The sequence below is a fragment of the Methylobacterium marchantiae genome (genome assembly GCF_042679825.1).
GTDB lineage: Bacteria > Pseudomonadota > Alphaproteobacteria > Rhizobiales > Beijerinckiaceae > Methylobacterium > Methylobacterium marchantiae.
In genome coordinates this window covers 126127-151615 of sequence record NZ_JBHTND010000008.1, presented here as the reverse complement: position 1 = coordinate 151615, position 25489 = coordinate 126127, and the positions used below count along the sequence as shown (strand labels likewise).

Below are 25489 nucleotides of genomic sequence, written 5' to 3'. Positions count from 1 at the left end.
CGGCACAGACGAACGCCCGGCCTATCGCCGGGCGTTCGGGGTGGAGGATTTCCGCTCCTCGTCTTGCGCACCTAACGGCGGCGAAGCGCGGCAAGCCGGACCGATGGACCTGCGTCCATGGCGGCGGTCAGGCGGGGACCGGCGCCCTGCCGGATGCGTCGCTCAGCCGCCGACGCAGCAGATCCGCGTAGCGGGCCAGGGCCCGTGAGAGGGGCGAGCGCCACAGCCCGTGTCCGTCGTCGCACAGGGGATCGTTCACCACGGGACTGCCGTCGTCGCCGACGAGGACGTTGCCGATGTTCGGGTCGAGCCCCTGCGGCGACACGGCCCGCAATCCGGCGACATAGGCCTCGTATCCGGGCCAGGCGGTCCTGAACGCCTCGCGGATGCCGTCGAAGCTCGCATGATCGACACGGGGTTCGTGCGCCGGCCATTCCACCTTGAACCGATCGCGCACGCCGTCATCCATGGCGACGCCCGGATGGTCCGCGATGACGGCATGGGCGTAGGCCAGCCACCACGCGTCGCGCGCCGGATCGGTCAGTCGCGACCCCACGGTCATCAGCGCACCGCAGCGGCTGACATGGATGTCGTGGATACGCGGCGCATGCGGTCCATCCGAGCCTGCGAACCCCTTGCGGAGGAGTGCCGCATAGTCGCCGAACCCATCGGCCTTGCGCGCGAAGCGCACGACGACGTCCGGGTGATCCGGATGGGCATGGACGGTGCCATGGTACCCGAAACCGATCTCGGACCATCCTCCGGCGATCAGCGCGGCATAGGCTCCTGCGGCCGACCGTTCGACGATACCCATGGCGGCGAGCGAGGGACCCGATGTCGTTTCCCGTTTTCCAAAACCGAACATCGCCGCCACTCCTTCCTGCCACTCGATGATCCGACGCGACGCGCGCTCGCGAGCCGCACGGGTGCGGCGTCGAGGCGGGACCGGACGGGCAGGTCCGGCGAAGGTCGAGGTGACCGTGTCGATATCGGGGGCAGCGTGACGCGCCTGTCACACCGCTGTCATGGAATGACCCGAGCCTCGGGAAAGTTCAATCCCTGCAGAAATGTAAATCGGCGGGCGTGGCACATGCGCCATTCCGATCCATCGTGTGGCGGACGTCGCCCATCCCGGCGAGCAGCCTCCGGGCCAGGACCCCGTCCGCTTCGCTAAGGCCGAATTCCGCGACCGGCCGGACGTGCCGGTTCACGTGGTCGGGGCCGACCTCGACATCGTCGAGGACGAGGTAATGCGTGATGCGGTTCCGCGTCGCATGCTCGGTGATCTCGTCGCCACGCCCGGCTCGCTCGGCGGCGAGCATGCCGCCCGTTTCCGCATCCCGGCTGGTCGGCAGGATGGCGGTCCGCCAGTCGAGGTGGAAGCAGGTCTCCGGAAGGCCGGCCTCGATCAGGGTCGGGCGGCAATCGTCGATGCGCCATGTGGACGACACGACCACTCTGGCGTCGAACTCCCGCACCAGACCGGCGACAAGGGCGACCTGGGCCGGGTCGAGCCTGTCCTTGCCGAACCGCCGCTGATAGCCGACCGTCGTCACGACGCCGTCGACGTCGAGATAGATCGTCGGCGATCCCGCCTCTCGATGCTCGTTCAAGGGGCCAACCTCGTCTGATGCGGCGATTCCGCCGCCGCCGCGGACGCCTACGATGCGGCGCCGCACCCGTCCAGCACGCAGATGACGGGCACCACCGCCACGGGCGGCGCGGTGCATGGTGGAAAGCGCCATCCGGCCATGGGGCCCTCCGAGCGCATCCTCGGGTCAGCGAGGCCTGACGTCGCGCGCCGACATCCCGAAACGTCGTCGGAATGCCCTGCTGAACAGCGACGGATCGGTGAAGCCGCACCGGATCATGATGATCGCGATACTCTCCGTCGCCAGCGCCGGGTCGGACAGGTATTCACGGGCGCGGTCCAGTCGCGCGTCGCGGATGGTCGCCGCGACCCCTTCGCCGTCTGCAAAAGCGGCGTAGAGCCGGGTTCGGGAGACGCACAGGCTCTTGCACATCGCGTCCGGCCCGAAATCCGGATCGTGCAGGCTGCGCGCGATATGGACCATGGCCAGGGACCGCAATGCCTCCGTCGAGACGATTCCTTCGGATGTGTCGACGAAGCTCCGAAGCAGATGCAGGGCCCCCTCGGTGGCGATCCTGGCCTCGTCATCGGACATCTGTCCGACCAGACCGGCATAGGTCTGCAGATAGTTCGCGAAGAGGGCGGAGTGGGGACCGCTGCGGATGATGCGCCCGGCGAAGGCGTCCGGTTCGCCGACATGGGTCCGGAAGACCGAGCGTGACACGCGGAGCCGCATCTCCTCGTAGGCTTCGTATCCGCCGGCCTGGAAGGGGCGGCTGGTGTCGACGATGCTGATGTCGCCGGGGTCCATCCGCGCCCCGCGATTGCCCTGCTCGAAATACCCGTCACCCCGCAGGAACACCGCGATGGTCACCACATCGACGTCGTCCCGTCGGACGTGATGTGCCAAACGCGTGGCATCGACCGGATCGCTCTTCGTGTGCAGCAGGACGCTGTGCGTGGCGTTGGCGACGAAGCGATCGGCCGCGAAGGATCGCACCTTCTTCGTCCTGTGGATGTCGACACCGCTCAGCGCCGAAATGGAATCCCGCCAGAACTCGAAGGCCCGGACGGGTTCGATCTCGGCCGTGCTTTGGACAAGCGTCTTGACGTCGGACGGGTCGGCCAAAACACGCGCGCTCCAGCAAATCGGCTTGAAGGTCCATCGGAAGAGAACCCGACGCCCGATAAGTCGCCCAGAGCGCTCATGGATGCCTCTCGACAGAGGTTTATTTGATCACGGCCGATTGCAAAAAAAGTTTTCAATCGGCCGAAGCATATGGACCGACCATGCAAAGTCTTCGATTCAATTCGGGGCATCGCACCGGGATTTCCGCCGGTAATTTTCTGCGAAACTGGTGAGGAAGCCAGCGGGGAAATTTCTACCGGACCCGGTCTTATTCTCTGTCCCGGCAGTGGTCGACATCTGACGCGCGATATCCACTACGAACGTACAGGTTGGGGTAAGGAGCCAACCGTAGTAGTGGAAATCTGACGCCTAAAGCCTATTCGAGCTGTTTTTCCAAGGCTTTACCTCATCCTGAGGTGCCGCGCAGCGGCCTCGAAGGAGCCTTCCAGGGATCGCTCTGGTGTCTGGAGGGCTCCTTCGAGGCCCTTTGCTTTCGCAAACGGCACCTCAGGATGAGGTGGACTGATCGGATGATCGACCTCGACATTAGCATCCGCTGAGACAGCCGATCAAACAGGCTCTGCCAGAGTCGAATAAAGTGTTCGGCGACGAACGATCGCCGGGATCACTGCTCGTCGATCGAGGCTCCGAGGCTTTTCATGATCTTGGTCAGCTCGTCGGCATATTCCTTGTCGCCGTCGGGCGAGGTCCAGTAGGTGACGAGACGGTTCCGCTTCTCCTCCGACCGCGGCACCACCGAGGGGTAGCGCAGGACGGTGGGCTTGCCCTCGTATGGCGCGGGAAAGTCCGATTTCTTGATGACGAAATTGGGATGTTCTTTTTCTTCCTGCTTGGGCTTGGCGGTGATCGTGACACCCTGTTCCTCGAAATACTTTTCGTGCTCGATTATCAGCTTGTCGTATTGCGTCGACTTGTAGCTCTCGAACCAGATGTAGACTTCTTCATCCGCCGTCTTGGCCTCGATGCCGCGCTTACTGTCCGAGACCTCCCAGGTGGCGGGGATGTCGACGGTGATCGGCGGGTCGCCGGGGACGACCTTGACCTTCTTCGCCAGGGCCGGCCCGCCGGCCAGCATCAGGAGAGCGGCGGCGCCGATGGCCACTTGTGCGAAACGTTTGGACAACACGGTGAGCCCCCTCGATACCGAGGAGGAAGGCATAGCCGGGAGTTTCGAGGAGCTTTCGGAATGTCGCAGGCTCATCCACCGGTTTCCGTGGGGATGGTGAGCGACCCCCGGCCCGAATATTTGGCATGGCAGCGGCTCGAATCTCCTTGACGGGATCGTGCCGGAATCCCGCTCGCCGGTGCCGCACGAATCGATGAGGAGGCGGGCAGCCGTCGGCCGGCTCGTCGGCCCGGAGATGGGTGCATCGCGCCGGAAAACGCGAGAGCGTCGCGATCCGGTACGATCGGCTTCCCGATCCGGGTTCAAACCCTCTCCGATCCGGCTTTGAACCCTCTTCGAATCCGGGGTTCAAAGCCCCTCCGATCGGGCGATTTTCGTGCGAGCGATGGAGCGCCGCGCCTCAGAACGACGCCCGCACGCCGCCGAAGACACTGCGGCCGACGCCCGGATAGAACGCCACCGGGTTGCCGCCCATCGCCGCGGCGTTGCTCACCACCGAGACGTCCGAGACGTAGCGCCGATCGCCGAGATTGCGCGCATCGAGGAACAGCGACACGCCGTTGGAAAAGTCGATTCCGGTCTGGATATTGACCAGGGTGTAGCCCGGAACCCGCAGGGTGTTGGCATGGTCGGCGAAAGCGCCCTGCGGTATCCAATCCACTGATGGGCTTAGATAAAATCCGCTCGGGTGGGTATAGGTGACGACGCTGCGCAGCACGTCGCGCGGGATGCCGGCGATGCGGTTGTCGCCGAATTGCGGGTCGCCGACGAAGCGGAAATCGTTGTGCGTCCAGACCTGCGAGGCCGAGACCCGGTCGCCGATCCCGGTCAGGTCGCGGACGATGTCGAGGGAGACCGCCGCCTCCACGCCCTGGTGGATGGTGCGCGGCGCGTTGAAGGTCGCGGCCGGGATGTTCAGCCCGGGATTGACGCTGAAATTGATGAGCTCGTCCCGAATCTCGGACCGGTAGAGCGTCACATCCCAGGCCAGCCGGTCGAGGCGACCGCGCGTTCCCGCCTCGTAGGTCCAGGCGCGCTGGGCCTGCAGCGGCACGAATTGCGCGTTCATGCCGATCGTCTGGGTAAGATCCGTGAAGTCCGGCACGTCGCGCGAGCGGGTGATGTCGGCGAAGACCTGGATGTCGGGAAGCGGCTGCCAGATCAGGCCGAGTTTCGGGTTGATGCCCTGATAGGTCTGGTTGCCGAACTTGGCGCTGGGACTGGCACCGAACCCGCCCTTGTCGCTGTAGGTACGGTTCGAGGAGAAGGCTTTTGCTCCGGTCATCAGCGCGACATCTGGCAGGAACCAGAAGCGGTTCTCGCCATAGGCCTCGTAGTTGGAGGCGCTCTGCAACGCGTTCAGGGTCTGCGCGCCGCGCTGTCCCGCCTGGTTGAGGAAGCGCAGGGACGAGTTCTGGCCGGCGAAGGCGCGCAAGCCGAGGATCGTGTCGTTGCGGTAGCCCGCGACGTCGAACGTGCCGGCCCAGTGCGGCGAGATCCCGTAGGTCCAGCCATCCTCGTCGATCACCTGGAAGATCGGGTGATAAAGCGACTTGTGGATCGCCCAGGTGTCGATGTCGAGCTTGCCCACATCCAGCGCGAAGGAGGTGCGGTTGGCCACCCGCTCGGTCTCGACCTTGCGCGACTGGTTGCCCGAGACGGCGCTCGGATTGGCCATGGTCGGATTGGCTAGCGCATTGAAAAGGCTCAACGTTCCGGGCAACTTCTGGTCGGTGAGATAGATGCCGACATAGAACCGCGTCTCGATTCCGGGAGCGAGCCGGTAGCCGAGATTGGCGTTGAAATTCTGGGTCCGCTGGGTCTCGTGATCGCGGAAGCCGTCCGAATTGGTGACCGTGCCGCTGATCAGGAAATCGGCCGGGCCGGAGATGCGCGAGAACTGGAAATGCTCGCGGATCGTACCGAAGCTGCCGCCATCGACGCGCAGGACGTTGGGCGCGAAGGCCGTCTGCGCCGTCGGCGTCACGAAGTTGATCGCCCCGCCCAGCGTCGTCGCGCCGAAGGTCAGGGCGTTGCCGCCCTTGTAGACCTCGACCGATCGCAGGGCGAGCGGATCGATCTGGTAGAAGTCGCCGCTTCCATCGGCCGCGTTCACCGGGATGCCGTCTTGCAGAAGCTCCAGCCCCCGCAGGTGGAACCCTCGCGAAATGCCTGACCCGCGCACCGACAGCCGCATTTCCTGTCCGTAGCGCTGCTGCACGAACACGCCGGGCGTGTCCTTCAGGACGTCGCGCAGGGTGTTGGCGTAGCGGTTCTGGAACTCCTTCGCATCGACGAAGGCCACCGAGCCCACGGTGGCGTTCACCGCCGCCCGCTGTTCGGCGACGCTCGGCACCGTCAGCGATCCGGCCGACGCCCCCTGGACGCTGAGTTCGGGCAGTTCGGCATTCGCCACGCTCTGGGCGAAAGCGGAGGTCGAGGAGAGCAGCAGGAGCGCGAGCGCACCCCGGAAGAGGGAAGACGGCATGTCGAAAGACTCCGGACCGCGCGCCCTGGATCACTCCACCCGATCGAGGCGGAGGAGCAGCGGGTCCCGAAAGAGAAGGGGGAATCGTCCGATCCTACGGGGTCACGCCTCACGGGCGATCCCGGGCGGGCGATCAGTGCTGGTGACTGCCCGCGGCCGGCTCCGGCGCGGCAGGTGCGTTCGGCGCCCTGGCCCCGATCGGGGCGACCCCGAAGGTGACCGCCACGGTGCCAGCACGCTCGAAGGTGAGGCTGCCCGAGATCGGCTCGCCCACCTTGGGGGCCGTCTTCAGCCCTTCGAACATCAGGTGATAGCTGCCGGGTTTGAGTTCCACGGTCTCGCCGGGCCTGATGACGAGGCCACCGTCCACCGCCGCCATCTTCATCACCCCGCCCTCCATGGTCATGGAATGGATCGAGCCGGACGCGGCGATGGGAATCGAGGCGGAGAGCAGTCTGTCCGCCTGCCGGCCCTCATTGCCGATGCGGACATAGCCGCCCGCCACCGTGGCGCCGCCGGGGGTCGCGCGCATCCATGGCGTGTCGATGGTGAGATCGCCGGCCTTGACCGTGCTCGATGCCGCAACGGGCGCTTTCGAGGAGGCTTTGCCCTGTGCGGCGACGATCATCACGGCGGGGGCCGGGAATTTCAGGGCGTGCGCATCCTGGCCCGCCGCCGGGATCTCGCTCCAGCGGGTGGTCTTGCTCGCGCAATCCTGCTCCACCGGAAAGTGGATCGTGGCGCCGGGGGCGAAGGCATCCGACACGCGCGCCAGGAAGGTGAATTCGTCCACCTGATCGTCGGGCAACGAACCGCCGCTCCAGGTGATGGTCTTCACGCCCTCGGAAACGTCGCCGTGATAAGAGGGATAGGCGCGGGCGTAGGGGCCCTTCTGCGTGGCAAGGGTCCAGCCGGGCTTCGGCATCGGCTTGGCGCCGATCACACCCTCGGGGATGGTGACGCTGACGCGATTGGTCGGCTCGCCGTCGCATCCATGCGTGATCTGGACCACGCCGCGATAGCTGGCATTCGGGCTGGCTTCCCGGCGATCGAGCACCGCATGCGAGAGGGCGGCGGTGACGGAGAGCGTGACGATGACGGCGGCGGCAATCGTGGGCCGAGAAATCCGGTTCATGATGGGTGTCCATTGCTGAAGGAAACGATGATCGAATCGCTTCAGACGATGGGCGGCCCTCTCGGATGCGGGATCGATCCCGGCGGCCCTCGGGCACCGGGGCGGTCCTCGTCCCGCCAAGCAAATCGGACGACGGACGCTGCCGACCATGCGATGGCGATCGAGGCAGGGCCTCCCAGTTGATCCATCCCGGCCATCGCTGCGGCGGGGGGGCAGCACAGCTTGTGCGCGCCATGAGCGGGCGTCTCATCGACCGGTACCCGATCGACATCCATGCCGTCGAGCAGCCCGGAGCAGAGAGGATCTGCGTGGCCCGACATGGGCAGCGGCATCAGCGTTCCGAGAAAGACCTGGAGCACGAACGCGTAGAGCGCGATCACCGACGTGATCGCGCGCCAAACGGCCGCCGCTGAGTCTCCCGACATCATGTCCTTGGGCTTAGCCCAACGGACATAATCCCGCCATCTCTTTCCTCAGCCGCCGCGGGATTCTGTTGCATGTGCGCTGCAGTACAGGACAAGCCGTGATTTGACGTGGCCGTGCCACATTCTAGCCCGGACTGCATGACTTCTTAACCGTGCCCCGACACGTTCGCGGCACAGGACTTTCGGTGGCCGGTAACCATTCCGGCCATGCCCCGACGGCCTCGTGCCGCTCCACAGGTCAGATCAGAGTTTTCCGTCCGATGCTGAAACAGGCTTATCCCATCCGCTCGCTGAGCCTCGCGCTCCTCGCCGGCGCCGCTGCCTTCGTTCAGACGGCCTCGGCGCGTGAACAGGCCGGTTTCGCCCAGGCGGAATGGGCACAGGATTACGCCGCGCCGTCCGCCATGCAGGTGCAGCGCTCCTCGACGCCGATCCTGTCTCCGCAGACGATCGCGACCACGGAGCAGATGGTCGAGCGCTACAAGGACATCGTGGCACGCGGCGGCTGGAGGCCGGTTTCCGGCGCCGACCGCCTGCGCATCGGCAGCAAGGGACCTGCCGTGGCCGCCCTGCGCCAGCGCCTCGCGGTGACCGGCGACCTGGATTCCGCATCCGGCGGATCGAGTGTGTATGATTCCTACGTGGCCGCCGGTGTGAAGCGCTTCCAGGCCCGTCACGGGCTGAGTCAGACCGGCTCCATGAGCCCGGCGACCCAACAGGCGATGAACGTATCGGCCGACATCCGCCTGAAGCAACTCGAAGTGAACGCCGTCCGCCTGCGCTCGTACTCGGGCAATCTCGGCAACCGCTTCGTCATCACCAACATTCCCGCCGCCCTGGTCCAGACGGTGGAGAACGGTCAGGTCGTCACCCTGCACGCTGCCGGCGTCGGCAAGATCGATCGCCAGTCGCCGATCATGAATACCAAGGCGACGCAGATCAATTTCAACCCGTTCTGGACGGTCCCGGCTTCCATCGTGAAGAAGGACCTCATCCCCAAGATGCAGAAGGATCCAAACTACCTCACCGAGAACAAGATCCGCATCTTCACCGGTGAGACCGAGATCTCCCCGGCCTCGGTGAACTGGAACTCGGACGAGGGCACGCGCTATCGCTACCGTCAGGATTCGGGCGCCGATTTCAATTCGATGGGCATCGTGCGCATCAACATCCCGAACCCGCACGGCGTGTTCATGCACGACACCAACTCGAAGGGCGTGTACGGCGACGACTTCCGCTTCATCTCCTCGGGCTGCGTCCGCGTGCAGAACGTGCGCGAGTATATCACCTGGCTCCTCAAAGACACGCCCGGCTGGGGCCGCGACCAAGTCGAGCAGGCCATCGAGAGCGGCAAGCGCGTCGACGCCACCTTGAGCACCCCGGTACCGGTCTACTGGACCTATATCACCGCCTGGGCGACCCCGGATGGCCTCGTGCAATTCCGCGACGACATCTACAAGCGCGACGGTGTCAACGTGCCTTCGACACTGTCGGGGCCGACTCCGGTCGCGAGCGCCGAGCAGGTCCAGACCTTCGAGCCTGGCGACGAAGAAAACTGAGACAGCGGCACGGATCATATCTACGGTCTCCGGCCGCGGCCATTCTGCGAATGCCGGAAGGGGCGGGCGAGCCATCGTCCGTCCCTTCCGCATGTCCATCGTATCGTCCGATGGCGCCGGGCGGTCTCAGGCGTCGGTCCCGGTCAGAGAGTGTGCGATATCGATCGCGGTTCGGTGTGCCATCGCAACAGCGGCGTCCGCCGTCAGGATCTCGCCACCTTCTGCCTCCCAGAGGATGCCGCCGGTGGCCTGCGCATAAGCTGCACCGGCCATCATGGTGCCGGCGATGCTCGGCTCCTGCGCATAGGACATCTCAAGCGAACATGTCCAAGGCCCGCCGAAATCGAACCCGTCGTTCGACTCGACGAGGTCCAGGGTCCCTTCCTCGCCGTTCACATAGCATTCGAACCCCGCTTCGACTTCCCGCCAGGCTGCCGGCAGATGGCCGAGCAGTTCCTCCACCAGGTCGTCAGCGGTCCCGTCGAGTTTGAGGTCGAACCCGAGGGCATCGATGGCGGCCTGCCATTCCCCCAAGGTCGCGAGGTGCCGGTTGCTGAATACGAAACAACTCATGCTCATTCGGGCGATCTCCGTATCGATGGGTCAGATCGAGTCGCGGGGTCCCGCGGGATAGCGAGGCCTGACGGGCGCGCCACGTGTCCAGAATCGTCGGCGCAACCAGAAGTATGTTCCCGATATGTTCTTAATTTGTCAAGCCGAAAGGATCTTGTTTCATCCTGGATTTTCAGCGCAGTCGGTCCCGGTCGAAGATCGCGCTCGCGGCAGATCCCCGGAGGTCGTGACCTTCGTGGCCGACGCGCGCTCGCCATCGCGCCATCTTGTCGTCCGTGCGATCGGAATTGCCGCCCTATAGTTCCCGGTCGGACGAGATGGTCCCGCCTTTCGCTGAGGACAGGCCGATTGTCGTCTTCGACGGCCACTGCGCGCTCTGCGTCGGCCGGATCCGCTTCGTCATGCGGTGCGATCGCGACAGGCGGTTTCGGTTCCTGCCGGCGCAATCGGCGCTCGGGTGAGCGATCTGCGCGCGTTGCGGCCTGGATACGACGAGTTTCGAGACGAACATCCTGCCGACCGACGGGCGTGCCCTGTTCAGGCTCGAGGGATCGGTGGGGATGGCCGCGATCCTCGGCTTTCCCTGATCCCTGGCAAAGGTACTGAGATCCCTGCCGGAAGGCTGTCAGGACGCCCTTTACGATCTCGCCGCCAGGAACCGCTACGGCCTTTTCGGACGACGCAGCGTTTGCCACAGGTCTGGCTCGGAAGACGCGGACCGCTTTCCCGCTTCAGATGGCACCAAGGTCGTGACAAAGGGTCGCCCACGCTGCGGCAATGTCGACCAAGACTCGCTCAACCAAGGTCGAGACGTTGCAAAGACCTGACGCACGGAATTTTTTTTGGTCCGGACTATAAATTAGCTGCGCTTGGCCTCGCCTGCCCGCCCGTGTAGTAAATTGCGCTTCGAGCGCCCGCCCGCCCTAACGCCAGCGGATAACGGACGCCCTCGCCCGTTCAACAATCGAGGCTTTCCATGAGCGCCGGCACCGCAAGCGACAAGCATTTTTCGAATTCCTTCTTCAGCGCTTCCCTGGCCGATGCGGATCCGGAAGTGGCGAAGGCGGTCAGCCAGGAACTCGGCCGGCAGCAGCACGAGATCGAGCTGATCGCGTCGGAGAATATCGTCTCCAGGGCGGTGCTCGAAGCACAGGGCTCCGTCCTCACCAACAAGTATGCCGAAGGCTATCCCGGCCGTCGCTATTATGGCGGATGTGAATTCGTCGACATCGCCGAGAACCTCGCCATCGAGCGTGCCAAGCGCCTGTTCGATTGCGGCTTCGCGAACGTGCAGCCGAATTCGGGCTCCCAGGCTAACCAGGGCGTGTTCATGGCCCTGATGCAGCCGGGCGATACCTTCCTCGGTCTCGACCTCGCCGCCGGCGGCCATCTCACCCACGGCGCCCCGCCGAACGTCTCGGGCAAGTGGTTCAAGCCGGTCTCGTACACCGTGCGCCGCGACGACCAGCGCATCGACATGGAGCAGGTCGAGCGCCTCGCCCACGAGCACAAGCCAAAGGTGATCATCGCCGGCGGCTCCGGCTATCCGCGCCACTGGGACTTCGCCAAGTTCCGTGAGATCGCCGACGCCGTCGGCGCCTACTTCTTCGTCGACATGGCGCATTTCGCGGGTCTGGTCGCCGCCGGCGTCCACCCGTCGCCGTTCCCCCACGCGCATGTCGCGACGACGACGACCCACAAGACCCTGCGCGGCCCGCGCGGCGGCATGATCCTGACGAACGACGAGGCACTCGCCAAGAAGTTCAACTCCGCGATCTTCCCTGGTCTCCAGGGCGGTCCGCTCATGCACGTCATCGCCGGCAAGGCGGTCGCCTTCGGCGAGGCGCTGAAGCCCGAGTTCAAGATCTACGCCAAGCAGGTGATCGAGAACGCCAAGGCGCTCGCCGACACTCTGATCACCGGCGGGTACGACATCACTTCGGGCGGCACGGACAACCACCTCATGCTGGTCGACTTGCAGAAGAAGGGCCTCACCGGCAAGGCGGCGGAAGCCGCTCTGTCGCGCGCTCACATCACCTGCAACAAGAACGGAGTGCCCTTCGACCCGGCCAAGCCGACGATTACCTCGGGCATCCGCCTCGGTACTCCGGCCGGAACCTCGCGCGGCTTCGGCGTCGCCGAGTTCAAGCAGATCGGCAGCCTCATCATCGAGGTGCTCGATGGTCTGGTGGCCAAGGGCGAAGGCGGTGATCCGGCCATCGAGGCCGCGGTGAAGGACAAGGTTCACGCCCTGACCCACCGCTTCCCGATCTACGGCTGAAGCCTTCATCTGCGGGTGCATCCGCGGGTCACGTCATGATAGAGAACGGCCGCGGATCGATGATCCGCGGCCGTTCTCGTTTTCCCCGATCCCCAGCGCAGGTGCCGGCCCGATGCGGTGTCCCTATTGCGGCGGCCCCGACACTCAGGTGAAGGATTCCCGCCCCAGCGACGATTCGGCGGCGATCCGGCGCCGCAGGGTGTGCCCGGATTGCGGGGGCCGCTTCACCACTTTCGAACGGGTGCAGTTGCGTGAACTCATCGTACTGAAGCGCTCCGGCAAACGCGTGCCGTTCGACCGCGACAAGCTCCAGCGCTCCATCGGCGTCGCATTGCGCAAGCGCCCGGTGGACCCGGAGCGGATCGAGCGGCTGGTCAGCGGCATCACCCGCCAACTGGAGAGCGGAGGCGAGGCCGAGATTGCCAGCGAAACGATCGGCGAGCTCGTGATGGAAGGGCTGAAGGGTCTCGACGATGTGGCCTATGTGCGCTTCGCTTCGGTCTACAAGAATTTTCGCGAAGCGAGCGACTTCAAGGCACTCCTCGGCACGCTCGGAGAATCCACGGAAGTCGCCGGAGCGAGACCCGACGACGGCTTGGCCGGCGACTTGCCGCGCAATGACGACCTGCCCGGCGACGAGCCGCCGAAACCGCCGACGAAGCGCGCGTCGCGGGTGCGTTCATGAGTACGTCAGAGGGCGGCACCGTGGATGACCGCTTCATGCGCCTGGCCCTGGCGCTGGGCCGGCGCAATCTCGGACGGACCTGGCCGAACCCTTCAGTGGGCGCGGTGGTGGTCGCTGGCGCGAAGGGTCAAGAGCGGATCGTCGGGCAAGGTGTGACGGCGCCCGGCGGGCGCCCCCATGCCGAACCTCTCGCCCTGGAGATGGCGGGGGACGCAGCCCGAGGCGCGACGCTCTACGTCACTCTCGAGCCCTGCTCGCATTACGGTGCGACACCCCCTTGCGTCGACGCCATCATCGCCGCCGGGATCACGCGCGTCGTCACGGCGATCGACGATCCGGACCCACGCGTTGCGGGAAGAGGACATGCCCGCATCGCCGAGGCCGGCCTCGCCGTGGCAAGCGGTATCCTGGCGGACGAGGCGGCTCGCGATCATCGCGGGCACATCACCCGCGTGACGCAGGGGCGTCCGAGTCTTCACCTGAAGCTCGCTCGCACGAAGGATGGCTTCGCGGCCGGTGCGCCCGATGAGCGCCTGCGCATCACCGGTCCCATAGCCGATGGCGCGGTTCATCTCTGGCGCGCCCATGCCGACGCGATCCTGGTCGGGATCGGTACCGCGCGCGCGGACGATCCTTCTTTGACGGTGCGGCTCCCGGGCCTGTGGCAACGTTCACCGCTGCGCATCGTCCTCGATTCGAACCTGCGGCTGTCTCCCGCTTCTCACCTCGTGCGCAGCGCCCGTGATATTCCGACCCTGGTTGTGACGACGCGCTCCGCGCCCATCCATGCAAAACGGATGCTGGGGTCCTTCGGCGTCGAGACGATCCAGGTCGATGCTTGTCCGCATGGCCGGATCGACCTGTCCTCGGCCTTGTCGCAGCTAGCCGAACGCGGCCTCACGCGGCTTTGCTGCGAAGGCGGGCCCCACCTTGCCGAGGCTCTGGCAGCCTCCGATCTCGTCGACGTCTGCACCCTCATCACCGGCCCACGTGCCATCGGCGCAGGCGGGCTGCCTGCCGTGGGCGAGGCCCTGAACGGGCGTCTCCGCGGGGCCGGCTTCAGTGTGACCGAAGCCCGCGCTTTCGGATCCGACCTGTCCGTCACCTACGAACGGAGCGTCTAGATGTTCACCGGCCTCGTCAGCGATGTGGGATCGGTTCTCGGCGTGCAGGGCGACGATCGCCTGCGTCGCATCCGCATCCGCTCCTCCTACGATCCTGCGACCATCGCACTCGGCGCCTCCATCGCCTGTTCCGGCCCTTGCCTCACCGCGGTGGCGGTCGAGCCTGCGAGCGAGGGCTGCATCTTCTCCGTCGATGCGGCTGCCGAGACCCTGGCGCGGACCAGCGTCGGTACATGGGCCGAGGGCACCCGGCTCAACCTCGAACGCTCGCTGAGGATCGGCGACGAACTCGGCGGCCATCTCGTCACCGGGCATGTGGACGGGGTGGCCGAGATCGTCGCTCGCGAAAGCGTCACCGGTGGAGCAGGCGATCCACAATGGGCGCCGAGCGACCGGTTCCTCCTTCGCGCACCGTCTTCGGTCTCCCGTTTCATCGCGGAGAAGGGTTCGGTCTGCCTCGACGGCACATCGCTCACCGTGAACTCCGTCGACGGCGATCTTTTCTCGGTCCTGCTGATCCCCCACACCTTGGCGGTCACCACCTGGGGGGAACGCCGAGAGGGTGACAGGCTGAACATCGAGGTCGACCTGATCGCCCGCTACGCGGCACGCCTTTCCGAGAGTCGGACCTCCTGAGCGGCCGTCTTGTGATGCGGCCCCCTTCGGTCTATCGCTCGCCCATCGAACGAGGGGCAGCCCAACTACGTCCTCTATGCGCTCGGTCACGAGAATCGGAGCCGGGCTAACCCGGTCGTACAGGGTGGCGACGCCAACACTTCGCGCGGAGCTCATCGTCACGGTCCGTGCCGATGTCGTCCTCCGCCACCGCAGACAAGGCCCACGATGGTTTCGCCCCCACCCGCTGCCCGATCGGCCGCCCCAGTAAACGTGAAGGGCGCGCGCGTCCTCGTGGTCGAAGCGCGCTATTACGACGACATCGCCGATGAACTCCTCGCCGGTGCGACGGAGGCGATCGAGGCGGCGGAGGCGGAAGGCGTGGTCGTGACGGTGCCCGGCGCCCTCGAAATACCCGCTGCCATCGCCATCCTCGTGGAGGAAGCCGCCAGAGCCGGACAACCCTACGATGCCGCCGTGGCACTGGGCTGCGTCATCCGCGGCGAGACCGGTCATTACGACATCGTCGCGGGCGAGAGCGCGCGTGCGCTCATGGACCTTTCCGTGCTCGGTCGCCTGCCCCTCGGCAACGGGATCCTGACAGTGGAGACGATGGAGCAGGCACTCGCCCGTGCCCGCGTTTCCGAGATGAACAAGGGCGCGGGCGCCGCGGAGGCGGCCCTGTCCGTCCTGGCGCTGAAACGCGCCGCAGCCGCCGCGCCGGTGGGAGAGGACTGAGAACCCATGGCCAAAACGATCGAGCGCAGCGGCGCACGCCTCACCGTGGTGCAGGCCCTTTACGAGATGGAAATTTCCGAGAAGGGCGTCATCGAGGCGCTCGCAGAATTCGAAACCTTCTGGATCGGCCGGGAGGTGGAGGGAATCGAGCAGCCCCCAGCCGAGATCGCGTTCTTCCGTGATCTCCTGCGCGGCGTGGTCGAGGAACAGCGCGCGATCGATCCGCAACTCGACAAGGCCCTGTCCCAGGGATGGCCGCTCAAGCGAATAGAGGCGGTCCTGCGCGCGATCCTGCGGGCGGGTGCCTATGAGATCATGTTCCGCAAGGACGTGCCCGCCCGAGCGGCGATCTCGGAATATGTCGACGTCGCCCATAGTTTCTACGCCGGCGACGAACCGGGCATGGTCAACGCCGTGCTCGATAAGGTCGCCCGCGAGATGCGCGGATCGGAATTCGCCGGGCTTCCCGGCTCCGGTCGCGCGTGACCACATCGACGTCCGGCGCCCGTTCCAGCGAAGACGAACTCATCGCTCGCTATTTCGCGCCGCTGGCGGGGCAGGGCGCCGACGGATTGCGGGACGATGCTGCCACGCTGACGCCGAGCCCCGGCTGCGATCTCGTCCTCACAGCCGACGCCATCGTCGCGGGCGTCCATTACCTGACCGACGATCCTCCAGCCTCGATCGCCCGCAAGGCGCTCGCTGTGAACCTATCCGATCTCGCGGCAAAGGGGGCAACCCCGCGTGGCTTTCTCCTGACGCTCGCCCTGCCGGATGATTGGACCGAAGACTGGCTCGCCGGCTTCACTGCAGGCCTTAGAACGGCCGCGACCGATTTCGGATGCCAGCTGCTCGGGGGCGATACCGTCCGCGCCGCAGGACCGATGCTGATCGGCGTGACGGCCCTCGGCGAGGTGCCCAGCGGTGGCATGGTCAGGCGCATGAACGCGCGGATCGGCGACCTCCTATGCGTGAGCGGCACGATCGGCGACGCAGCCCTTGGCCTACCGCTCCTGACCGGCCAATCGCCGGTATGGGGCGAGGGCATCGGACCAGCGGCGCGCGATTTCCTCATCGACCGCTATCGCCATCCCCGCCCGCGCCTCGCCCTTGCGCCAATTCTCCTCCGTGAGGCGCGGGCCGCCATGGATGTCTCGGACGGGCTGGTCGGCGATTTGACGAAGATGTTGGTGGGCGGTGACCGAAGCGCCGAAATCACGCTCTCCGACGTGCCCATCTCCGTAGCAGTTCGTGCCGCCATTACGCTGGAGCCAGCACTCGCCGACACGGCGTTTACCGGCGGCGACGACTACGAGATCCTCTGCGCGATTCCGCCCGATCGAGCGGAGGCATGCATCTCCGAGGCTCGGACGGCCGGCATCTCCCTGACGCCGATCGGCGTCGTCATAGCCGGACATGGCCCTCCAATCTTTCGCTGTCAGGACGGCAGCGAGCACATTTTCGCCGTGCGGTCCTTCAGCCACTTCTGAGCCTTGCATCACGGTAAGTCGATGCCGTCACCGAGACCGCCGATCCCACATCGCACCATGGTCCGCGCCGTTATCGGCGGATGCTGCGCAATCAATCGAGGCACATGTCGAAATAGAGCTGCCTGATCCTTTCCAGGGAAGCGAATCCCGCCGCCCGCGGGTTGAGGAGTTCCGGCCCTTCCGGAACGCGGCCGAAGAATGCGTTCGAAAGATCGACCACGAAGCCGCGCTCACCGATGTAGAGCCCGTCTCGGTTCTTGACGTTGACGGACCCGCATATCCACGACCCCTTGGCCCGGCGGAGGCCACTGACTCTCGGGTCCAATTCTTTGAACCGCTGGCCGATCAGGTCGAGAACCGTGCTGGCGACCGCTTTTCCGACGACGGCATCGGACCCGTCTTCGACGGTCTGCGCATTGGCATCGACTGTCCCGAAAGAGATGCAGAACGCAAAAAGGAGAACCTTCGCTCTTTTGCGAAGCATCGTCGCTCGAATGTCTTGGCTCATAGGCGGAGGTCCAGATTTGCCTGACGGGAAACCGACCCTGCGACGACCGAAGGGTCTTCTTCGGCTCGGTTCGTCTACGTTTCGATATTTCTCCCTTTTGCAGCCGGCGAGCCGGCCTCAGCGATCAGGATGTCGAGCGACCGGCGCACGATCTCGACCGCGCTGACGCCCTTGCTGACAGCTTCGGCTCGGACCACCGCCTGCTCATTCGCAGCCATCTGGTCGAAGAGCACCTGTGCGACGATGGCTGACGCGGCCTTGTGTTGGTTGCTCATCGTCCGGACACCAGTTCTCTCTGAGATAAATGCCAATGACTATAATAATTTTTTCATGAGAATTCACCAAAATTCTTCTGTATGAGAGTAGATAAGAAGTTTTATTTCGCATTATAATGGTATAATCAATTAAATGATGCATCCATGTGCGCAAAAACGCCCGGAAACGACTGGCAGGGTCGCGGACGACATCACATCCAGACGCGCATCTGGATAATCTTGGCTACAATTACGCCTTGCATCTCATGCAAGTACGCAGGCTTTAGGTACACTGGCAGCCCTGAGCAGCCTTGCCTTGGACAACCCCGCGGTTGGAGCCGTGCGACATTCGAGCCTCGGTACGGCTTCCAATCATCTTCGGCCGCCACACTCCTTGCTCTTGATCCCGTGGGCGGGAAGACGCCGTTTGGCTCCACCGATTTCGCGCGTTCGGAAAACGGTGTGTCCTTCAAGGACAAGCTGGCAAAATGCCTGCGTCGTCGCGCCGACCTTGCCAGCGTGCCTCAAAGGACGCCACACTCTCTCCAAAGGCGACCGTTAGGGTGGACTGCCTTACCGCACCGGCCCGTCCTTCAGGCGCCGGTGGAACCGGGATCGAACGCATGACTTCAGCCTCCACGCCGGCAGTGACGACTTCCCTCGACGACGGCATCGTTGCCACCGCAGAAGCGTGTCTCGGTCAGGTGGGACAGGCGCGAGAGGCGATTTACAAAGTCATCTTCGGCCAGGAGATGGTGGTCGACCTTGCCCTCATTACCATCCTCGCCGGCGGTCACGGTCTTCTCGTCGGCCTACCCGGCCTCGCCAAGACCAAGCTCGTGGAGACGCTCGGCACGGTGCTCGGTCTCGACGCCCGCCGGGTGCAATTCACTCCCGACCTGATGCCGTCCGACATCCTCGGCACCGAGATCCTCGACGAGGACCAGGATCGGCGCCGCTCATTCCGTTTCGTGCGTGGCCCGGTCTTCACGCAATTGCTGATGGCCGACGAGATCAACCGCGCCAGCCCGCGCACGCAATCGGCACTGCTGCAGGCGATGCAGGAGAATTTCGTCTCGGTGGCGGGCGAGCGTCATGACCTGCCGCGCCCGTTCCACGTGCTGGCGACACAGAATCCGATCGAGCAAGAGGGCACCTATCCACTGCCCGAGGCGCAACTCGATCGTTTCCTCCTCGAGATCGATGTCGGATATCCCGACCGCGCCGCCGAGCGCCGTATCCTCATCGAAACCACGGGCATCGGCGACCATACCCCGCAGGCGGTGATGTCCACCGACGCCCTCCTCACCGCCCAGCGCCTCGTGCGCCGCCTGCCGGTGGGTGACGCGGTGGTGGACGCGATTCTCGACCTTGTCCGCTCGGCCCGTCCCGAGGGGGGCGACCCATCTCTGAAGGGCAAGTTGCTCTGGGGACCCGGCCCTCGTGCGAGCCAGGCACTGACGCTCGCGGTGCGTGCCCGGGCCCTGATCGAAGGCCGCGTCGCGCCCTCCATTGCCGATGTGAAGGCGCTCGCCGAGCCCGTGCTCAAGCACCGCATGGCTCTCAGCTTCGCGGCCCGCGCCGATGGCGAGACCATCCCCGGCCTGATCGCTCAACTGGCCGCGAAGCTTTAACTGGATGATCGCGACCCGGGTTCTCGAAGCGACCCAGCGCATTCCTGGACGGCACGAGACCGAAGGCGCGCTCTCTCTCGCCGAGCGAATGCCTCGCCTGATCCTAGAATCGCGACGAGTCTCATCCACTCTCGCTCACGGCCTGCACGGTCGCCGCCGAGCCGGCCAAGGGGAAAGCTTCTGGCAGTTCCGACCCTTCGTCGCCGGCGAGGCGGCGGCGCGGGTGGATTGGCGCCGCTCGGCCCGCGATGACCGGCTCTACGTGCGTGAGCGCGAATGGGAGGCGACCCACAATATCTGGTTCTGGATCGACCGCTCCGCCTCGATGGGATTTGCCTCGAATCTCGGGCAAGGGCCGAAGGTGGAGCGCGCCTTGGTGCTTGGCCTCGCGGTGGCCGACGCCCTCGTCGATGGCGGCGAACGCGCGGGGCTGCTCGGCCTCACCCGCGCCACCGCCTCGCGTCGCATCGTCGAGACCATGGCCCATGCCCTCGTGGCGGACAAAGCCGGTCTCGACCAAGACACGCCGCCGCGTGCAGCGCCCGGCCGCTTCGACGAGGCGGTCCTGATCAGCGATTTCCTCTCCCCTCTGGACACGATGCGAGAAGCTGTGGGCTCCATCGCCGGAGCCGGCACGCGCGGCCATCTCGTCATGGTGGTGGACCCGGTGGAGGAGACCTTCCCTTTCGCCGGACAGGCCGTGCTGCACGATCCCGAGACCAGACTGAGCCTCGATATCGGCGATGCCGCATCCTGGGGAGCGGCCTACCGCATGCGCATCGCCGCACATCGCGAAGGTCTCGCCGACATCGCCCGTGTCCAGGGCTGGACCCTGACGATCCATCGCACCGATCGACCTGCGAGCGAGGCGGCCTTGCGCCTCCTCACCCTGGTCGCCGCAGCCCGCGGCACGGGTTGAGGAGCCTCGCGTGTTCGGTTTGCCTCTGACCTTCGCCGCCCCCCTGGCCCTCTCGGCGCTGATCGCGCTACCGGCTCTATGGTATCTGCTTCGCGTGACGCCGCCGCGTCCTCAGCGGATCGAGTTTCCGCCCCTGCGGATAATGGCCGACCTAATCGGCACTCGCGAGACACCGGCGCGGACCCCGCCCTGGCTGCTGATCTTGAGGATGATCGCGGCCGCCTGCCTGATCCTCGCGGTCTCCGGTCCGGTCTGGAATCCGGCCGGCATCGGCGCGGCGTCGGGGCGGACGCCGCTCCTCGTGATGCTCGACAACGGATTTTCCGCTGCGCACGATTGGCGAGAGCGCATGCGCGTCGCCACCGATGAAATCGAAGCGGCCTCTCGCGATGGCCGTCCTGTGGCGGTGATCGCTCTTGCCGATGCTCCAGCTGCCTTCGAGGCGAAGACGCCGGCCGCCGCTCTCGATAGGATCCGGGCGATCGCACCACGCTCACATCTGGCCGATCGCGACGGGCATCTGTCCGCGATCGGCACCTTTCTCGACCGTGTCCCAGGAGCGGCCGTGGTCTGGATCAGCGACGGGATCGCCGGGATCGGCGCCAACGAATTCGGGAAAAACTTGTCCGACACCGTGAAGAAGGCGGGCGGCCGGCTGACGATCCTTCGAGCCGATCAGCCGCCGGCGCTGGCCTTATCCGCTGCCGAGACCGCCGGCAAGCTGACGGCGCACGTGCTGCGCGCCTCGCCCAACGGACGTGATACCGGGCTTGTCCGCGCCCTCGACCAGAAGGGCTTGCCCTTGGCCGAGCATGATTTCGCCTTCCGAGACGGTGCCACCGACGCGGAGATCATGTTCGAGCTTCCGGTTGAGCTTCGCAACGGCATCAGTCGCCTCGAAATCGCTGCCGAACGTTCGGCAGGCGCCGTGACTTTGATGGACGAGCGCGGCAAGCGGCGCCGTGTCGGCCTCGTCTTCGGCGGCACCAGCGATCAGGCTCAGCCACTCCTGGCGCCCACCTACTACCTATCACGCGCGCTCACACCCTTCGCGGATGTTCAGGAGGCACGCGGGGCCAAGGGTGTCGCCGACTCGGTGGCTCAGCTCCTCGACAACCAGGTTTCCGTATTGGTGCTCGCCGATGTCGGCGCCCTCGACGAACAGACGATGCGCCGCGTGGCGAAGTTCGTGGACGAAGGCGGGTTGCTTGTGCGCTTCGCCGGGCCCCGCCTCGCTGCAGGCAACGACACGCTCGTGCCAGTCCGCCTGCGCCGGGGCGGCCGGACGCTGGGAGGCACCCTTTCTTGGGACAGCCCCAAGACCCTCGCGGCTTTTGCGCCCGAGAGTCCCTTCGCCGGGCTAGTGCCGCCGGCCGATATCGGCGTGCGCCGCCAGATCCTCGCCGAGCCCGATGGGGACTTGCCGGGACGGACCTGGGCGTCGCTCCAGGACGGTACACCGATCGTCACCGCCGAGAAACGCGGTCAGGGCCGAGTGATCCTGTTCCACGTGACCGCTGACACGACCTGGTCGAACCTGCCCCTCTCGGGCCTCTTCATCGACATGCTGCGCCGGGTCGTCGCCCTGTCGGGCAGCACATCACCGAATGGCAGCGATGGGACGGCACGGCCTGCTGCCGCCGTCCTGGCACCGCGCCTGACCCTCGACGGGTTCGGTGCGCTCGGCAGCCCGCCTGCGGGAGCCACGGCGGTTCCGGCCGATTACGGCGAGCGCGCCAACCTCGAACACCCGGCCGGATTCTATGGGCCGGCCGATGGCGGCGTGGCCGTGAACGCGCTGAGACCCGACGATCGGTTGAAGCCCCTGGACTTCTCGGCTCTCACCGACGCGCGCACCGGGTCGCTCGCCGGCGGAGATACCCTCGACTTGCGCGCCGCGCTGTTTACGCTGGCGCTGATGCTCCTGATCCTCGATACCCTCGCCGGCCTGTGGCTGGGCGGCCTCTTCAACCGATCGCGCGGAGGGCTGCTCGGTCGCCTCGCCGGTCGGTCGGCGGCAGTGCTTCTCCTGGCCGGCATCGGCATAACGGCCTCGTCGCATGGCACGCATGCGCAAGAACCCGCGCGATCCAACGCCTTCGAATCCGCCCTTGCCACGCGCCTCGCCTACATCGTCACCGGAGACGAGGCGACCGATACGGCGAGCCGGGCCGGGCTCAACGGCCTGACTCAGATGCTCGCGAGCCGCACGGCGCTGGAGCCGGGCAACCCGATCGGCATCGATCCGGGCAAGGATGAGCTCGCCTTCTACCCGATCATCTACTGGCCCATCGTGGCCAGCCGCCCACAACCGAGCGAAGCCGCGATCCGCCGGATCGACGCCTTCATGCGCAACGGCGGCACTGTCCTGTTCGACACTCGCGATGCATTGACAGCGCGCCCGGGCGGTCCGCCGACGCCGGAGGCGGCCTATCTGCGCAAGATGCTCTCGACGCTGGAAGTGCCGGAACTCGAGCCCGTTCCCGCGGACCACGTGCTGACGAAGGCGTTCTACCTCGTCGACAGTTTCCCGGGTCGCTATGCCACCGGCCAGACCTGGGTCGAAACTCTGCCGCCGGCCGGAGACGGAGCGGAGCGTCGACCGGCAAGAGCCGGCGATGGCGTCTCTCCCATCGTCATCACCGGAAACGATCTCGCCGCAGCCTGGGCGGTGGGCAAGCGCGGCGAAGCTCTCTACCCAATCGTCGGCGGTGATCAGCGTCAGCGAGAGATGTCCTTCCGCGGCGGGATCAATCTCGTGATCTACACGCTCACCGGCAATTACAAGGCGGATCAGGTCCACGTGCCGGCCCTGCTGGAGCGGTTGGGACAGTGATGGGTCACATTAAGCGCGGCATCCTCTCCTTGGACTTCATCCTGAGGCGCCGGAGTGCAGCGGAGGCCTCGAAGGAGCCCTCCAGTCCGATCGGCGGGGTTTGGAAGGCTTCTCCGAGGCCCGCCAAGCGGGCATCTCGAGATGAGGTGACCTGGCAGCAGAACGTTGGAATGCGAAACTCGGAAGTCGCCAGCCCATGCTGAGCCTGAGCTTCACCCCCCTGATACCGTGGCCAGTCATCACCGGCTTCGGTGTGCTGGTGGCCGTCTTCATCGTCCTCGCCTTCGCTGCTCGCGGTCGCACGGCGATCCTGCGGGCAGTAGCTCTCGGGCTCGTGCTGCTGGCCATCGCCAACCCATCGCTGGTGCGCGAGGACCGGGAGCCGGTCAAAGATATCGCCGCCATCGTGGTCGATCGCTCGGGCTCACAGACCCTCGGCGATCGTCCTGCCATGACCGATGCGGTCCGCGCCGAATTGCAGCGGCGCTTCGGAGCACTCACCAATATCGAGCCGCGCTTCATCGACGTGCCCGACGCCAAGGACGGCGATGACGGCACGAAACTGTTCACTGCCCTGTCCCAGGCGCTGGCCGACGTGCCGCCCGACCGGCTCGCAGGCGTGGTCATGCTCACCGACGGCGTCGTGCACGACATCCCCGCCTCCGTCGCGGCACTCGGCATCAAGGCGCCGCTCCATGTCCTCGTCACCGGGCATCCGGACGAGCGCGACAGACAGATCAAGCTGATCGAAGCGCCGCGCTTCGGCATCGTCGGGCGCGATCTCACCATCCGTGCCGAGGTGATGGAGCGAGGCGGCACCGGGAGCGCCACCGTCACGGTGCGGCGGGACGGCGAAGAGATCGGGCGCCGCACCTTCCCCACCGGCCAGCCCTTCTCCCTGACGACGAAGATCGAGCATGGCGGGCCCAACGTGGTCGAGATCGAGGTCGAGCCCTTGCCGGGCGAGCTGACCACCATCAATAACCGCGCCGTGCTGCCCATCGAGGGTATACGCGAGAAACTGCGCGTGCTGCTGGTCTCGGGCGAGCCCCACCAGGGCGAGCGCACTTGGCGAAACCTCCTGAAATCCGACGCGAACGTCGATCTCGTTCATTTCACGATCCTGCGGCCGCCCGAGAAGCAGGATGGAACGCCGATTTCCGAACTCTCGCTCATCGCCTTCCCGACGCGCGAACTGTTCGTCCAGAAGATCAAGGATTTCGACCTCATCATCTTCGACCGCTACGCCAACCAGAGCGTGCTGCCCTCGGCCTATTTTGACAACATCGTCCGCTATGTCAGGGATGGCGGCGCACTCCTCATCGCGGCGGGTCCGGAATTCGCCTCGTCGGCGAGCCTGTCGCGTACCCGGCTCTCGCAGATCCTGCCGGGCGAGCCCAACGGGCGCGTCGTTGAACAGCCTTACAAGGCGACTCTGACGAGCACTGGAACGCGGCATCCCGTTACCCGCGCACTACCCGGTTCCGACGCGTCGCCCCCGGCCTGGGGCGACTGGCTCCGTATCGTCTCCGCCCAGACAAAAGCCGGTGTGCAGCCGATCCTGCAGGGGCCGAACGCCCTGCCGCTCCTGGCTCTTTCACGGGAGGAAAAAGGCCGCGTCGCCCTGCTTCTGTCCGATCATGCTTGGCTCTGGGCGCGTGGCTACCAGGAAGGCGGCCCCTATCTCGACCTCCTGCGCCGGCTGGGTCACTGGCTGATGAAGGAGCCGGCGCTCGAAGAGGAGACCCTGCGGGCTCAGATGACGGGGCATGGCCGGGAGGTCCGTGTCGAGCGGCAGACCATGGCGGAGACCGCCGAACCCGTTACCGTGAAAGGGCCCACCGGGCCGGAGCGGACACTGAGTCTCAGCCCGGCCGAGCCCGGCCTGTTCACGACGACATTCGAGGCGACGGAACTCGGCCTGCATACCCTGCGCTCGGGCTCGCTCATCGCCTTCGTCAGCGTCGGACCACCGAATCCGCGTGAACTCACCGACGTCTTCAGCGACACGGAACGCCTCAAGGCCCTGGCCGAAGGGACGGGTGGCTCGATCCGTCGCTTGGCCGATGCCGGCGGCGGAACCGTCGTGCCCCGCCTGCAATCCCTGCGCAGCGGGCGGCTCGCCGGAGCCGACTGGATCGGCTTCCGCCCGAGCGACAGCGCCGTTATCCGCGGTGTCGAGGTCTATCCCCTCGCGCTTGGGCTGTGGGCGCTCGTGGCTCTTGCCGGGGCAGTGCTGGCGATGTGGCTCGTGGAAGGGCGGCGCGGGCGAGCCGCGTAAGTTCGCGGACGTCAATCCTGATTGGATAGCTGAGCACCGTCGGTCCGGGGCCGCATAGCGGAACCCGGAATCCAGAG

Annotated in this window: 23 protein-coding genes; 13 read left to right on the top strand and 10 right to left on the bottom strand. The window is 65.8% G+C overall.

What is annotated here, in order from left to right; translation table 11 throughout:
* Nucleotides 1–127: 127 nt before the first annotated feature.
* The 7 genes from ACFQ4G_RS08325 to ACFQ4G_RS08295 form a co-directional block, all read right to left on the bottom strand.
* A complete protein-coding gene (locus ACFQ4G_RS08325) occupies nucleotides 128–865 on the bottom strand; it encodes a hypothetical protein (RefSeq protein WP_238205499.1) in 738 nt (245 codons plus the stop codon).
* 187 nt (nucleotides 866–1052) lie between these two features.
* Complete coding sequence (locus tag ACFQ4G_RS08320) at nucleotides 1053–1613, bottom strand: HAD domain-containing protein (protein ID WP_238205498.1); 561 nt, start codon at nucleotides 1611–1613, stop codon at nucleotides 1053–1055.
* Between the two features lie 165 nt (nucleotides 1614–1778).
* A complete protein-coding gene (locus tag ACFQ4G_RS08315; protein WP_238205496.1) occupies nucleotides 1779–2720 on the bottom strand; it encodes a helix-turn-helix domain-containing protein in 942 nt (313 codons plus the stop codon).
* A gap of 625 nt (nucleotides 2721–3345) precedes the next feature.
* The gene (locus ACFQ4G_RS08310; RefSeq protein ID WP_238205494.1) at nucleotides 3346–3867 is read right to left on the bottom strand and encodes a hypothetical protein; all 522 of its coding nucleotides are present in this window, start codon (nucleotides 3865–3867) and stop codon (nucleotides 3346–3348) included.
* Nucleotides 3868–4267: 400 nt separating this feature from the next.
* Nucleotides 4268–6355, bottom strand: coding sequence for a TonB-dependent receptor family protein (locus ACFQ4G_RS08305; RefSeq protein WP_238205492.1), 2088 nt, complete (start codon nucleotides 6353–6355; stop codon nucleotides 4268–4270).
* A gap of 133 nt (nucleotides 6356–6488) precedes the next feature.
* Complete coding sequence (locus ACFQ4G_RS08300; protein ID WP_238205490.1) at nucleotides 6489–7490, bottom strand: DUF1775 domain-containing protein; 1002 nt, start codon at nucleotides 7488–7490, stop codon at nucleotides 6489–6491.
* Nucleotides 7491–7531: 41 nt separating this feature from the next.
* Nucleotides 7532–7870, bottom strand: coding sequence for a hypothetical protein (locus ACFQ4G_RS08295; protein WP_379040056.1), 339 nt, complete (start codon nucleotides 7868–7870; stop codon nucleotides 7532–7534).
* Between the two features lie 305 nt (nucleotides 7871–8175).
* Between ACFQ4G_RS08295 and ACFQ4G_RS08290 the strand changes: the two genes are divergently transcribed.
* On the top strand, nucleotides 8176–9474 hold the full coding sequence (locus ACFQ4G_RS08290) for a L,D-transpeptidase family protein (protein WP_238205489.1): 1299 nt from the start codon (nucleotides 8176–8178) through the stop codon (nucleotides 9472–9474).
* 126 nt (nucleotides 9475–9600) lie between these two features.
* On the opposite strand, the gene ACFQ4G_RS08285 is transcribed toward ACFQ4G_RS08290, so the two are convergent.
* Nucleotides 9601–10008 (bottom strand): hypothetical protein, encoded by a 408-nt coding sequence (locus tag ACFQ4G_RS08285; protein WP_379040054.1) that lies wholly within the window; start codon nucleotides 10006–10008, stop codon nucleotides 9601–9603.
* 356 nt (nucleotides 10009–10364) lie between these two features.
* On the opposite strand from ACFQ4G_RS08285, the gene ACFQ4G_RS08280 reads away from it, so the two are divergent.
* The 8 genes from ACFQ4G_RS08280 to thiL all read left to right on the top strand — a co-directional run bounded on the left by ACFQ4G_RS08280 (nucleotide 10365) and on the right by thiL (nucleotide 16980).
* The gene (locus tag ACFQ4G_RS08280; protein WP_379040052.1) at nucleotides 10365–10508 is read left to right on the top strand and encodes a DCC1-like thiol-disulfide oxidoreductase family protein; all 144 of its coding nucleotides are present in this window, start codon (nucleotides 10365–10367) and stop codon (nucleotides 10506–10508) included.
* A 515-nt stretch (nucleotides 10509–11023) separates the two neighbouring features.
* Nucleotides 11024–12328, top strand: a complete 1305-nt coding sequence (gene glyA / locus ACFQ4G_RS08275; protein WP_238205485.1) for a serine hydroxymethyltransferase — start codon at nucleotides 11024–11026, stop codon at nucleotides 12326–12328.
* Between the two features lie 112 nt (nucleotides 12329–12440).
* Nucleotides 12441–13013: a transcriptional regulator NrdR gene (gene nrdR / locus ACFQ4G_RS08270; protein ID WP_238205483.1), complete on the top strand. Its 573-nt coding sequence runs from the start codon at nucleotides 12441–12443 to the stop codon at nucleotides 13011–13013.
* Entirely contained in the window at nucleotides 13010–14137 is a 1128-nt protein-coding gene (gene ribD, locus ACFQ4G_RS08265; RefSeq protein ID WP_238205481.1) for a bifunctional diaminohydroxyphosphoribosylaminopyrimidine deaminase/5-amino-6-(5-phosphoribosylamino)uracil reductase RibD, read from the top strand. The genes nrdR and ribD overlap by 4 nt, the downstream gene beginning before the upstream one ends.
* Nucleotides 14138–14773: a riboflavin synthase gene (locus ACFQ4G_RS08260; RefSeq protein ID WP_238205480.1), complete on the top strand. Its 636-nt coding sequence runs from the start codon at nucleotides 14138–14140 to the stop codon at nucleotides 14771–14773. It begins immediately after the preceding gene.
* Between the two features lie 207 nt (nucleotides 14774–14980).
* A complete protein-coding gene (gene ribH, locus ACFQ4G_RS08255) occupies nucleotides 14981–15490 on the top strand; it encodes a 6,7-dimethyl-8-ribityllumazine synthase (protein WP_238205478.1) in 510 nt (169 codons plus the stop codon).
* Nucleotides 15491–15496: 6 nt separating this feature from the next.
* A complete protein-coding gene (gene nusB, locus ACFQ4G_RS08250; RefSeq protein WP_238205476.1) occupies nucleotides 15497–15976 on the top strand; it encodes a transcription antitermination factor NusB in 480 nt (159 codons plus the stop codon).
* The gene (gene thiL, locus ACFQ4G_RS08245) at nucleotides 15973–16980 is read left to right on the top strand and encodes a thiamine-phosphate kinase (protein WP_238205474.1); all 1008 of its coding nucleotides are present in this window, start codon (nucleotides 15973–15975) and stop codon (nucleotides 16978–16980) included. The genes nusB and thiL overlap by 4 nt, the downstream gene beginning before the upstream one ends.
* A gap of 91 nt (nucleotides 16981–17071) precedes the next feature.
* Here the strand turns inward: thiL and ACFQ4G_RS08240 are convergent, their stop codons facing one another.
* Nucleotides 17072–17464 (bottom strand): hypothetical protein, encoded by a 393-nt coding sequence (locus ACFQ4G_RS08240; RefSeq protein WP_238205472.1) that lies wholly within the window; start codon nucleotides 17462–17464, stop codon nucleotides 17072–17074.
* A gap of 98 nt (nucleotides 17465–17562) precedes the next feature.
* Nucleotides 17563–17763, bottom strand: coding sequence for a hypothetical protein (locus tag ACFQ4G_RS08235; RefSeq protein ID WP_238205471.1), 201 nt, complete (start codon nucleotides 17761–17763; stop codon nucleotides 17563–17565).
* Nucleotides 17764–18365: 602 nt separating this feature from the next.
* On the opposite strand from ACFQ4G_RS08235, the gene ACFQ4G_RS08230 reads away from it, so the two are divergent.
* The 4 genes from ACFQ4G_RS08230 (at nucleotide 18366) to ACFQ4G_RS08215 (ending at nucleotide 25412) form a co-directional block, all read left to right on the top strand.
* Nucleotides 18366–19376, top strand: a complete 1011-nt coding sequence (locus tag ACFQ4G_RS08230) for an AAA family ATPase (protein WP_238205469.1) — start codon at nucleotides 18366–18368, stop codon at nucleotides 19374–19376.
* Between the two features lie 4 nt (nucleotides 19377–19380).
* Entirely contained in the window at nucleotides 19381–20295 is a 915-nt protein-coding gene (locus tag ACFQ4G_RS08225) for a DUF58 domain-containing protein (RefSeq protein ID WP_238205467.1), read from the top strand.
* Nucleotides 20296–20305: 10 nt separating this feature from the next.
* On the top strand, nucleotides 20306–23131 hold the full coding sequence (locus tag ACFQ4G_RS08220; protein WP_238205465.1) for a DUF4159 domain-containing protein: 2826 nt from the start codon (nucleotides 20306–20308) through the stop codon (nucleotides 23129–23131).
* Nucleotides 23132–23327: 196 nt separating this feature from the next.
* Nucleotides 23328–25412: a hypothetical protein gene (locus ACFQ4G_RS08215; protein WP_238205463.1), complete on the top strand. Its 2085-nt coding sequence runs from the start codon at nucleotides 23328–23330 to the stop codon at nucleotides 25410–25412.
* Nucleotides 25413–25489: the final 77 nt, after the last annotated feature.

Coding starts and splice junctions, on each gene's coding strand:
- ACFQ4G_RS08325 (WP_238205499.1), bottom strand. CDS start 865: ATGTTCGGTTTTGGAAAACGGGAAACGACATCGGGTCCCTCGCTCGCC.
- ACFQ4G_RS08305 (WP_238205492.1), bottom strand. CDS start 6,355: ATGCCGTCTTCCCTCTTCCGGGGTGCGCTCGCGCTCCTGCTGCTCTCC.
- ACFQ4G_RS08300 (WP_238205490.1), bottom strand. CDS start 7,490: ATGAACCGGATTTCTCGGCCCACGATTGCCGCCGCCGTCATCGTCACG.
- ACFQ4G_RS08290 (WP_238205489.1), top strand. CDS start 8,176: ATGCTGAAACAGGCTTATCCCATCCGCTCGCTGAGCCTCGCGCTCCTC.
- ACFQ4G_RS08280 (WP_379040052.1), top strand. CDS start 10,365: ATGGTCCCGCCTTTCGCTGAGGACAGGCCGATTGTCGTCTTCGACGGC.
- glyA (WP_238205485.1), top strand. CDS start 11,024: ATGAGCGCCGGCACCGCAAGCGACAAGCATTTTTCGAATTCCTTCTTC.
- nrdR (WP_238205483.1), top strand. CDS start 12,441: ATGCGGTGTCCCTATTGCGGCGGCCCCGACACTCAGGTGAAGGATTCC.
- ribD (WP_238205481.1), top strand. CDS start 13,010: ATGAGTACGTCAGAGGGCGGCACCGTGGATGACCGCTTCATGCGCCTG.
- ACFQ4G_RS08260 (WP_238205480.1), top strand. CDS start 14,138: ATGTTCACCGGCCTCGTCAGCGATGTGGGATCGGTTCTCGGCGTGCAG.
- ribH (WP_238205478.1), top strand. CDS start 14,981: ATGGTTTCGCCCCCACCCGCTGCCCGATCGGCCGCCCCAGTAAACGTG.
- nusB (WP_238205476.1), top strand. CDS start 15,497: ATGGCCAAAACGATCGAGCGCAGCGGCGCACGCCTCACCGTGGTGCAG.
- ACFQ4G_RS08240 (WP_238205472.1), bottom strand. CDS start 17,464: ATGCTTCGCAAAAGAGCGAAGGTTCTCCTTTTTGCGTTCTGCATCTCT.
- ACFQ4G_RS08235 (WP_238205471.1), bottom strand. CDS start 17,763: ATGAGCAACCAACACAAGGCCGCGTCAGCCATCGTCGCACAGGTGCTC.
- ACFQ4G_RS08230 (WP_238205469.1), top strand. CDS start 18,366: ATGACTTCAGCCTCCACGCCGGCAGTGACGACTTCCCTCGACGACGGC.
- ACFQ4G_RS08225 (WP_238205467.1), top strand. CDS start 19,381: ATGATCGCGACCCGGGTTCTCGAAGCGACCCAGCGCATTCCTGGACGG.
- ACFQ4G_RS08215 (WP_238205463.1), top strand. CDS start 23,328: ATGCTGAGCCTGAGCTTCACCCCCCTGATACCGTGGCCAGTCATCACC.